The organism is Streptomyces sp. UH6 (genome assembly GCF_013421635.1).
Taxonomy (GTDB): Bacteria; Actinomycetota; Actinomycetes; order Streptomycetales; family Streptomycetaceae; genus Streptomyces; species Streptomyces abyssomicinicus.
On sequence record NZ_JACADT010000114.1, the window covers coordinates 1 to 9795 of the forward strand.

At 72.5% G+C, this 9795-nt stretch carries 10 protein-coding genes; 6 read left to right on the plus strand and 4 right to left on the minus strand.

Features of this window, described 5'->3' with window-relative positions:
• Positions 1 to 277 precede the first annotated feature (277 nt).
• From HW445_RS09270 to HW445_RS09280, 3 genes are all read left to right on the plus strand, one after another.
• Positions 278 to 1045, plus strand: a complete 768-nt coding sequence (locus HW445_RS09270; RefSeq protein WP_180220546.1) for an SDR family oxidoreductase — start codon at positions 278 to 280, stop codon at positions 1043 to 1045.
• Positions 1042 to 2700 (plus strand): AMP-binding protein, encoded by a 1659-nt coding sequence (locus HW445_RS09275; protein WP_180220547.1) that lies wholly within the window; start codon positions 1042 to 1044, stop codon positions 2698 to 2700. The genes HW445_RS09270 and HW445_RS09275 overlap by 4 nt, the downstream gene beginning before the upstream one ends.
• A gap of 91 nt (positions 2701 to 2791) precedes the next feature.
• Positions 2792 to 3391, plus strand: a complete 600-nt coding sequence (locus HW445_RS09280; protein ID WP_180220548.1) for a TetR/AcrR family transcriptional regulator — start codon at positions 2792 to 2794, stop codon at positions 3389 to 3391.
• Between the two features lie 99 nt (positions 3392 to 3490).
• On the opposite strand, the gene HW445_RS09285 is transcribed toward HW445_RS09280, so the two are convergent.
• From HW445_RS09285 to HW445_RS09295, 3 genes are all read right to left on the minus strand, one after another.
• Positions 3491 to 4705: an acyl-CoA dehydrogenase family protein gene (locus HW445_RS09285; protein ID WP_180220549.1), complete on the minus strand. Its 1215-nt coding sequence runs from the start codon at positions 4703 to 4705 to the stop codon at positions 3491 to 3493.
• A 2-nt stretch (positions 4706 to 4707) separates the two neighbouring features.
• Entirely contained in the window at positions 4708 to 5733 is a 1026-nt protein-coding gene (locus HW445_RS09290) for a phosphotransferase family protein (RefSeq protein ID WP_180220550.1), read from the minus strand.
• 134 nt (positions 5734 to 5867) lie between these two features.
• Positions 5868 to 6569, minus strand: coding sequence for a FadR/GntR family transcriptional regulator (locus HW445_RS09295; protein WP_180220551.1), 702 nt, complete (start codon positions 6567 to 6569; stop codon positions 5868 to 5870).
• 130 nt (positions 6570 to 6699) lie between these two features.
• Between HW445_RS09295 and HW445_RS09300 the strand changes: the two genes are divergently transcribed.
• The 3 genes from HW445_RS09300 (at position 6700) to HW445_RS09310 (ending at position 9398) form a co-directional block, all read left to right on the plus strand.
• Complete coding sequence (locus HW445_RS09300; RefSeq protein ID WP_180220552.1) at positions 6700 to 7224, plus strand: gluconokinase; 525 nt, start codon at positions 6700 to 6702, stop codon at positions 7222 to 7224.
• A gap of 79 nt (positions 7225 to 7303) precedes the next feature.
• Complete coding sequence (locus HW445_RS09305) at positions 7304 to 8704, plus strand: GntP family permease (protein WP_180220553.1); 1401 nt, start codon at positions 7304 to 7306, stop codon at positions 8702 to 8704.
• 151 nt (positions 8705 to 8855) lie between these two features.
• A complete protein-coding gene (locus HW445_RS09310; RefSeq protein ID WP_180220554.1) occupies positions 8856 to 9398 on the plus strand; it encodes an NUDIX domain-containing protein in 543 nt (180 codons plus the stop codon).
• Positions 9399 to 9412: 14 nt separating this feature from the next.
• Here the strand turns inward: HW445_RS09310 and HW445_RS09315 are convergent.
• Positions 9413 to 9795 (minus strand): YchJ family protein (locus tag HW445_RS09315; RefSeq protein ID WP_257230950.1); only part of this gene is annotated, 383 nt, incomplete at its 5' end.

A 9795-nucleotide genomic window follows, 5' to 3' on the forward strand; every position in this document is an offset into this window, starting at 1 on the left:
TGAGCAGGCCTCGTCTGGACACTCTCATCGTGCGTGACCTCCGTGCGTCGTGGTGTGGTGCCGGCGGGTTTTCCCCGCTCCGGTGGTGCTCCGGCATCCCTGTGGGGCGGCCGGTGCCGTGTGTCATGCCCACGCGAGGGGTGCTCCACCCGCCGCCGTTCCGCCCGATCACCGAACGGCCCTGTCCCAACCCCTTCCGCGCTACATACCGACCGGTTAGTCTGACGCCGCAGTCCAGCGGCGACAGCGCCGTGTCACGTCGTGTCGGAGGAGACCGATGGTGGAAGCCGTGCAGGATGCCCGTGTCGTCGTCACCGGGGCGGGAGGCGGCATCGGAGCCGCGATGGCCAGGCGTTTCGCCGCCGAGGGGGCCCGGGTCGTGGTCAACGACCTGGACGCGGGGAAGGCGGAGGGCGTGGCCCGGGAGATCGGCGCCACCGCCGTCCCGGGAGACGCCTCGGAGGTCCTCGGCGCGGCGCGTCAGGCGCTGGGCGGACGGATCGACGTCTTCTGCGCCAACGCCGGCATCGCGGGCAGCGACGGCAGCCTCACCCCGGACGACGACGCCTGGGAACGCGCCTGGGACGTCAACGTGATGGCGCACGTGCGGGCCGCCCGCGCGCTGCTGCCGGAGTGGCTGGAACGCGGCGACGGGCGCTTCGTCGCCACCGTCTCCGCGGCCGGGCTGCTCACCATGATCGGCGCCGCCCCCTACAGCGCCACCAAGCACGCCGCCTACGCCCACGCGGAATGGCTCTCGCTCACCTACCGCCACCGCGGGGTCAAGGTGCACGCGATCTGCCCCCAGGGCGTGCGCACCGACATGCTGTCCGGCTCCGGCAGCGCGGGCGACCTGGTCCTCGCCCCCACCGCGATCGAGCCGGAGGACGTGGCCGACGCGCTGTTCAAGGGGATCGAGGAGGACCGCTTCCTGATCCTCCCGCACCCGGAGGTCGCCGAGTACTACGCGGCCAGGGCGGCCGACCCGGAGCGCTGGCTGACGCACATGAACCGTCTGCACCAGAAGTGGGAGAGCATCCGATGACGACCGAATCCCGGTACGCCGCCAAGCCGTGGCTCGCTCTGCTGAGCGACGCCCAGAAGGCGCCGCTGACGCCTCCGGCCGGCGCGGTGGACGCCCTGCGGCGCGCCCTCGCCACCCGCGCGGACGAGACCTTCCTCGCCTACTTCGACGGCCGCCTCACCTACCGGGAGGTGGACGCCCTCACCGACTCGGTGGCCGGCCGCCTCGCCGCACGCGGCGTCGCCAAGGGCGACCGGGTCGCCGTGCTGCTGCAGAACTCCCCGGCCTTCGTGCTCGCCGTCCTCGGCGCGTGGAAGGCGGGCGCGATCGTGCTGCCGGTCAACCCGATGTACAAGACCGGCGAGGTCAGGCACGTCCTCGAGGACGGCGGGGTCAAGGCGCTGATCTGCTCCGACCGCGCCTGGGAGGCCTACCTGCGGGACGCCGCCGAGGGCACCCCGGTCGAGTTCGCCCTCACCGCCTGCGAGCTGGACTTCCAGGCCCGCGACGACCGGCGCGTCCTCGACTTCGCACGCCTGCCCGTGGCCGCCGACGCCGAGGACCTCACCGAGGCCGCCCGGGCCGGCCACGCCGCCCCCGAGGGCCGGGAGACCGGCCCCGGCGACATCGCCCTGATCAGCTACACCTCGGGCACCAGCGGCACCCCCAAGGGCGCCACCAACACGCACGGCAACCTGATGTACAACGCCGAGCGGCAGGCCACCGGCCTCGGACTCCCGGCGCACGCCCGCTACTTCGCGCTGGCCCCGCTGTTCCACATCACCGGCATGGTCTGCCAGTTCCTGGCCGCCCTCAACAGCGCCGGCAGCCTGGTGCTCGCCTACCGGTTCGAGTCCGGCGTGGTCCTCGACGCCTTCCAGGAGCACCGCCCCGCGTACACCGTCGGCCCGTCCACCGCCTTCATGGCGCTGGCCGCCCACCCGTCGGTGAGCCGTGACCACTTCACCTCCTTCGCGCAGATCTCGTCCGGCGGCGCCCCGCTGCCGCCCGCCCTGGTGGACACGTTCGAGGCCGCCTTCGGCCCGTACATCCAGAACGGCTACGGGCTCACCGAGTGCAGCGCCCCCTGCGCCTCCGTCACCGGCGGCCTGCGCGCCCCCGTCGACCCCGTCTCCGGCACCCTCGCCGTCGGCGTGCCCGGCGCCGACACGGTGGTGCGCATACTCGACGACTTGGGCCAGGAGGTCCCCTTCGGCGAGCAGGGCGAGATCGTGGTGAAGGGCCCGCAGGTGGTCCCCGGCTACTGGCGGCGCCCGGAGGCCACCGCCGAGACCTTCCCCGACGGCGAGCTGCGCACCGGCGACATCGGCTTCATGGACGAACAGGGCTGGCTGTACGTCGTCGACCGCAAGAAGGACATGATCAACGCCTCCGGCTTCAAGGTGTGGCCGCGCGAGGTGGAGGACGTCCTCTACACCCACCCGGCGGTCCGCGAGGCCGCCGTGGTCGGCGTGCCCGACGGCTACCGGGGCGAGACGGTCAAGGCGTACATCTCGCTGCGCCCGGGGGCCGACGCCACCGGCGACGAGCTCGCCGCATACTGCAAGGAGCGGCTGGCCGCGTACAAGTATCCGCGGCTGGTGGAGATCCTGCCGGACCTGCCGAAGACGGCGACTGGCAAGATCCTGCGGAGGGAACTGCGCGGAACGAAGTAGTTCCCGGCGGCCGGACGGCGTCCGGCGGCCGGACGGCTCCCCCTATCGGCACGACCGCAGAAGAAGAACCGGAAGGACAGGTGGCGGCACGATGGCCAGGACGACGGACGGAGAGGGCACGGGCACGCCCGTTCCCCAGCGGCTGCTGGCCGCCGCCACCCGTCTTTTCGCGGAGCGCGGCTACGACCGCACCTCCGTGCAGGAGATCGTGGAGGCGGCCGGCGTCACCAAGGGCGCGCTGTACCACTACTTCGGCTCCAAGGAAGACCTCCTCCACGAGGTCTACGCCCGGGTGCTGCGGCTCCAGCAGGAGCGGCTGGACCACTTCGCGCGGATGGACGCCCCGGTGGAGCGGCGGCTGCGGGACGCGGCGGCGGACGTGGTGGTCACCACCATCGACAACCTCGACGACGCGTCGATCTTCTTCCAGTCGATCCACCACCTCAGCCCCGAGAAGAACAAGCAGGTGCGGGCCGAACGGCGGCGCTACCACGAGCAGTTCAAGGGGCTGATCGAGGAGGGGCAGGAGTCCGGGGTCTTCTCCCGGGCCACGCCGGCCAGCCTGGTGGTCGACTACCACTTCGGCTCCATCCACCACCTGTCGACGTGGTACCGGCCCAACGGTCCGCTGAGCCCCCGCGAGGTCGCCGACCACCTCGCCGACCTGCTGCTGCGCGCGCTGCGGCCCTGACGCGGGACGCACCGCGCGGGCGGGACGCACGGCCTCGGCGGGACGCACGGCGCGGGGGCGGGACGGGTACCGGACCCGTCCCGCCCCCGCGCCGTTCCGCTAGAGGTACTTCTTCAGCTCACGCCGCGCCAGCGACCGCTGGTGGACCTCGTCCGGCCCGTCCGCCAGCCGCAGGGTCCGCGCCCCCGCGTACAGCTCCGCCAGCGGGAAGTCCTGCGACACGCCGCCCGCCCCGTGGAGCTGGATGGCCTGGTCCAGGATCCCGCACACCGTCCGCGGCGTCGCGATCTTGATCGCCTGGATCTCGGTGTGCGCCCCCTTGTTGCCCACCGTGTCCATCATCCACGCCGTCTTCAGCACCAGCAGCCGCAGCTGCTCCACCGCGACCCGGGCGTCGGCGATCCAGTTCTGCACCACGCCCTGCTGCGCCAGCGGCTTGCCGAAGGCGTCGCGCGACACCGCGCGGCGGCACATCAGCTCGATGGCCCGCTCGGCCATGCCGATCAGCCGCATGCAGTGGTGGATCCGGCCCGGACCGAGCCGCGCCTGGGCGATGGCGAAACCGCCGCCCTCCTCGCCGACCAGGTTCGACACCGGCACCCGGACGTCCTCGAAGACGACCTCGGCGTGCCCGCCGTGGTACTCGTCCCCGTACCCGAACACCGTCATGGCCCGCTCGACGCGCAGCCCCGGGGTGTCCCGCGGAACCAGCACCATGGACTGCTGGCGGCGGATGTCCGCCCCGTCCGGGTCGGTCTTGCCCATCACGATGAAGATCTGGCAGGCCGGGTTCATCGCCCCGGAGATGTACCACTTGCGGCCGTTGATCACGTACTCGTCGCCGACCCGCTCGATCCGGGTGGTGATGTTGGTGGCGTCCGAGGAGGCCACCTCCGGCTCGGTCATCGCGAAGGCGGACCGGATCTCGCCGGCCAGCAGCGGCTCCAGCCACTGCTTCTTCTGCTCCTCGGTCGCGAACTGGTTCAGCAGCTCCATGTTCCCGGTGTCCGGCGCCGCGCAGTTGAGCGCGTCCGGGGCGATCTGGGGGGAGCGGCCGGTGATCTCGGCGAGCGGCGCGTACTGGAGGTTGGTCAGCCCCGCGCCGTACTCGGCGTCCGGCAGGAACAGGTTCCACAGCCCCCGGCGGCGCGCCTCGGCCTGCAGGTCGTGCAGGACCGGCACGTGCTCCCACGGGTCGGCGAGCGCGGCGCGCTGCTCACGGGCCACCTGCTCGGCCGGGTAGACGAACTCCTCCATGAAGTCCAGGAGGTCGGCGCGCAGTTCCTCGGTGCGTGCGTCGAACGCGAAGTCCATGATCAGCCTTCCTGAAGGGTGGTGAGGCCGTGCTCGATGAAGAGGGGCACCAGGTCGCCGATGCGGTCGAAGCCGCCGCCGACGGTCTGGCCGAGCGTGTAGCGGTAGTGGATGCCCTCGAGGATCACCGCGAGCTTGAACCAGGCGAAGGCGGTGTACCAGGAGACGGCCGAGACGTCACGCCCCGACAGCGCGGCGTACCGCTCGACCAGTTCGGCCGGGTCGGGGTGGCCGGCGGCCTCGGCGGTGGTGGAGACGGGGGAGCCCGGCAGACCGTGCGGGGTGCTGTACATGACCAGCAGGCCCAGGTCGGTCAGCGGGTCGCCCAGGGTCGACATCTCCCAGTCCAGGACGGCCTTGATCCGGTCGTCGTCGCCGATCAGCACGTTGTCCAGGCGGTAGTCGCCGTGCACCACGGCCGGCGCCGGGGAGCCGGGCAGCTTCCGGCCCAGCGCCGCGTGCAGCTCGTCGATGCCGGCCAGCTCACGGCTGCGGGAGGCGGCCAGCTGCTTGCCCCAGCGCCGCAACTGGCGCTCCAGGAAGCCCTCCGGGCGGCCGAAGTCGCCCAGCCCGACCGTCTCCGGGTCCAGCGAGTGCAGCTCGACGAGGGTGTCGACCAGCCCCAGCACCGCCGCACGGGTGCGCTCCGGACCGAGCTGCGCGAGCTGCTCGGTGGTCCGGTAGGGCGTTCCGGCCACGAACTCCATCACGTAGAACGGCGCGCCCAGCACCTCCTCGTCCTCGCAGAGCAGCACCGGCGCCGGCACCGGCACGGCCGTCGGGTGCAGGGCGCTGATCACGCGGTGCTCGCGGCGCATGTCGTGCGCCGTGGCCAGCACGTGGCCGAGCGGCGGGCGGCGGACCACCCAGCGGCCGGCGCCGTCGGTGACGTGGTAGGTGAGGTTCGACCGGCCGCCCTCGATGAGGCGGGCGGACAGCTCGCCCTGGAGCAGACCGGGCCGCTCACGGACGAGCAGATCGCGCAGCCGGTCCAGGTCCAGGCCTGGCGGATGGTCGGGGCGGCTCATTCTCCAGCTCCTTCGGGCGACAACGAAGACACCCGATCATGATGCCGACCGGTCGGTATGCCGTCCATAGTCCGAACCTAACGTGACGGGAACAACCTTGGCGAGGGCCCTTCGGTCCCCGGGGCCCTCCGCGGCTACGGCGCCAGCACGTCCAGCTCGCGCAGCGCGCCCACGGTGATCTCCCGCGTCAGCCGCTCGGCCTCCCCGGCGTCGCCCTCCCGGACCGCCTCCGCGACCCTGACGTGCAGCGTCACGGCGGCCGGGTCCGGGTCCTCGAACATCACCTCGTGGCGGGTGCGGCCGCTGAGGACCTCGGCCACCACGTCCCCGAGGCGGGCGAACATCTCGTTGCCCGAGGCGCCGAGGACGATCCGGTGGAAGCCGACGTCGTGCACCAGGTACTCGTCGAGGCGCCCCCCGCGCGAGGTGGCGACCATGCCGAGCGCGCACCGCGTCAGCTCCGCGCACTGCTCCGCGGAGGCGTGACGCGCGGCCAGCCCGGCCGCGACCGGCTCCACCGCGGAGCGCAGCACGGTGAGGGAGCGCAGCTGGCGGGGGCGGTCGGCGCCGGCCAGCCGCCAGCGGATGACCTGCGGGTCGTAGACGTTCCACTCCTCGACCGGCCGCACCGTCACGCCCACCCGGCGGCGGGAGGCGACCAGCTGCATCGACTCCAGCACCCGCACCGCCTCGCGCATGACGGACCTCGACACCCCGAGGTCCTGGGCGAGCTCGTCGGTGCGCAGGACGCTTCCCGGCGGGTGGTCACCGGCGGTGATCGCGTGCCCGAGGCGGTGGAGTACCTGTGCGTGCAGCCCGCGGGCCTGGACGGTCATGGAATCAGGGTATGGGATGCCGCACACCGCAAAAGTCAGACTTTTTACGGTCCAGGGCTTGAATTTGTCACATCACTTGGGTTTCAGTGTCCCCCGACAACCAGAAGTCGACGAGGACTGCGAGAACGCCATGGCCCCCACTCCCGCCATACCCGCCCCACCGGTCGTGGTGGTCATGGGGGTCGCCGGCACCGGCAAGACCACGATCGGCCGCCGCCTCGCCGAACTCCTCGGCGTCCCCTACGCCGAGGGCGACGACTTCCACCCGCCGGCCAACATCGCCAAGATGTCGGCCGGCACCCCGCTGGACGACGCCGACCGGGCCCCCTGGCTGGACCTGATCGGCGCCTGGGCCGACGAGCACTGCGCGAGCGGCGGCGTGGTCAGCTGCTCGGCGCTCAAGCGGATCTACCGCGACCGCCTGCGCGCGGCCGCGCCCGGCCTGTTCTTCGTCCACCTGAGCGGCGAGCGGGAGCTCATCGAGGAGCGGATGTCCGGCCGCAAGGGCCACTTCATGCCGCGCTCGCTGCTCGACTCGCAGTTCGCCACGCTCGAGCCGCTCCGGCCGGACGAGGCCGGCGTCGTCGTGGACCTCTCCGCCGCACCGGAGGAGATCGCCCGGACGGCCGAGGCCGCCCTGCGCGACCTGCCCTGACCACCCCCCTGCCCCCGGATTCCCCCCACGTCCGATCCCCCCACCCGTACCTCCCCGTACCCCCCCGCAAGGAACCACCGTGACCAGACTCAGCGTCGAGACCCTGGCGGCGGACGCCGTCGAGCCGATCACCTCGGCCGGCCATGCCCACCTGGGCCTCGCCGTGCTCGCGGGCATCGCCGTCATCGTCGTGCTCATCACCAAGTTCAAGCTGCACGCCTTCCTGGCGCTGACCGTGGGCTCGCTGGCCCTCGGCGCCTTCGCGGGCGCTCCGCTGGACAAGACCATCGCCAGCTTCACCACCGGTCTGGGCTCCACCGTCTCCGGCGTGGGCGTGCTCATCGCGCTCGGCGCCATCCTCGGCAAGCTGCTGGCGGACTCCGGCGGCGCCGACCGGATCGTGGACACCATCCTGGCCAGGGCCCGCGGCCGGGCCATGCCCTGGGCGATGGTGCTGATCGCCTCGGTGATCGGTCTGCCGCTGTTCTTCGAGGTCGGCGTCGTCCTGCTGATCCCGGTGGTGCTGATGGTGGCCCGCCGCGGCAACTTCTCGCTGATGCGGATCGGCATCCCGGCCCTCGCCGGCCTCTCCGTGATGCACGGCCTGATCCCGCCGCACCCCGGCCCGCTGGCCGCCATCGACGCGGTCGACGCGGACCTCGGCCTCACCCTGGCCCTCGGCCTGGTCGTCGCGATCCCCACCGTGATCGTCGCCGGCCCGCTCTTCTCCCGCTACGCGGCCCGCTGGGTGGACGTCGCCGCCCCCGAGCGGATGGTCCCCGCCGTGGACGAGGACCAGGACCCCGAGAAGCGCCCGGGCTTCGCGCCCACCCTGGCCACCATGCTGCTGCCGGTCGTGCTGATGCTGGCCAAGGCGCTCGTCGACATCGTCGTCGACGACCCGGAGAACTCCGTCCAGCGCGTCTTCGACGTCATCGGCTCGCCGATGATCGCCCTCCTGGCCGCCGTGATCGTCGGTCTCTTCACGCTGGGCCGCGCGGCCGGGTTCACCAAGGCGCGCATCTCCGTCACGGTGGAGAAGTCCCTCGCCCCGATCGCCGGCATCCTGCTGATCGTCGGCGCGGGCGGCGGCTTCAAGCAGACGCTGATCGACTCCGGCGTCGGGCAGATGATCCTCGAGATATCCGACAACTGGTCGATCCCCGCCCTGTTGCTCGCCTGGCTCATCGCCGTGGTGATCCGCCTCGCCACGGGCTCGGCGACCGTCGCGACCATCTCCGCGGCCGGTCTGGTGGCCCCGCTCGCGGCCGGCATGTCCCCGGCCGAGACGGCGCTGCTGGTCCTCGCCATCGGCGCGGGTTCGGTCTTCTTCAGCCACGTCAACGACGCGGGATTCTGGCTGGTCAAGGAGTACTTCGGACTCTCCGTCGGCCAGACGATCAAGACCTGGTCGGTGATGGAGACGGTGATCTCGGTGGTCGCCGGCGCGATGGTCCTGCTGCTGTCGTTGTTCGTCTGACGACGCGACGGCGTCCGTCCGGTGACGCGGCGCCTCTCCCGACCGCCCGCGGTCCCGGGTTCTTGACGCCCCGGGCCCGCGGGCTTCGCGTCGTCCGCCGGTCCCCTCCCGTCCCACCCCCGCCGCGGCGGGGGTGGGGTTGGATGGGGGCATGAGCGACACCGACCCCTCGCACGCCGCGCGTTCCGCGGAGGAGATCCTCGACATCGTCGACGAGCACGACCGCGTCGTCGACCGGCGGCCCCGCGGGGAGGCCTACGCGCTGAACCTGCGGCACCGGTGCGTGTTCGTCGAGGCGCGGGACGCCTCGGGCCGCGTCTTCACCCACCGCAGGACGGCGACCAAGCTGGTCTTCCCCTCCCTGTACGACACCTTCGTCGGCGGTGTGGTCGGCGCGGGGGAGTCCTACGACGAGGCCGCCCTGCGGGAGGCCGAGGAGGAGCTCGGGGTGAGCGGGCTGCCGCGGCCGGAGTTCCTCTTCAAATTCCTCTACGACGACGGCGCCGGCCGCAGCTGGTGGTCCGCCGTCTACCAGGTCCGGTGCGACCTGCCCGTCCGGCCCCAGCCGGAGGAGGTCGCCTGGCACGGCTTCCTCACCGACGACGAGATCGACGCCCGGCTGGACACCTGGGAGTGGGTTCCGGACGGCCTGGAGGCCCACCGCCGGCTGCGGGAGTTCCGCGGACGCGCCTGAACGCCGGGGCCCGGTCAGTCCGAGACGTCGCCGTCCACGTACAGCCAGCCCCCGGAGCCGGGCTCGCGCGCGAAGCGGCTGTGCTCCGTCATGGCGCCGCCGCGGTAGGAGGCGCGGAAGGTGACCGTGCCGGTGGTGTGGAAGGCCGAGCCGCCCTCGGTGGCGAGGATCTCCAGGCCCGTCCAGCGGGTCCCGGGGTCCAGGTCGAGTTCCGCGGGGCGCGTCCGCGGATGCCAGGTCCGCAGCAGGTAGCCGGTGTCCAGCCGCACGAAGGCGCTGTACCGGGAGCGCATCAGCTGCTCGGCGGTGGCGGCGGAGGCGGCACCGGAGTGGAACCGCCCGCAGCAGGCGTCGTACGGCTGGGGCAGCCCGCAGGGGCAGGAACGCGCGGTGACCA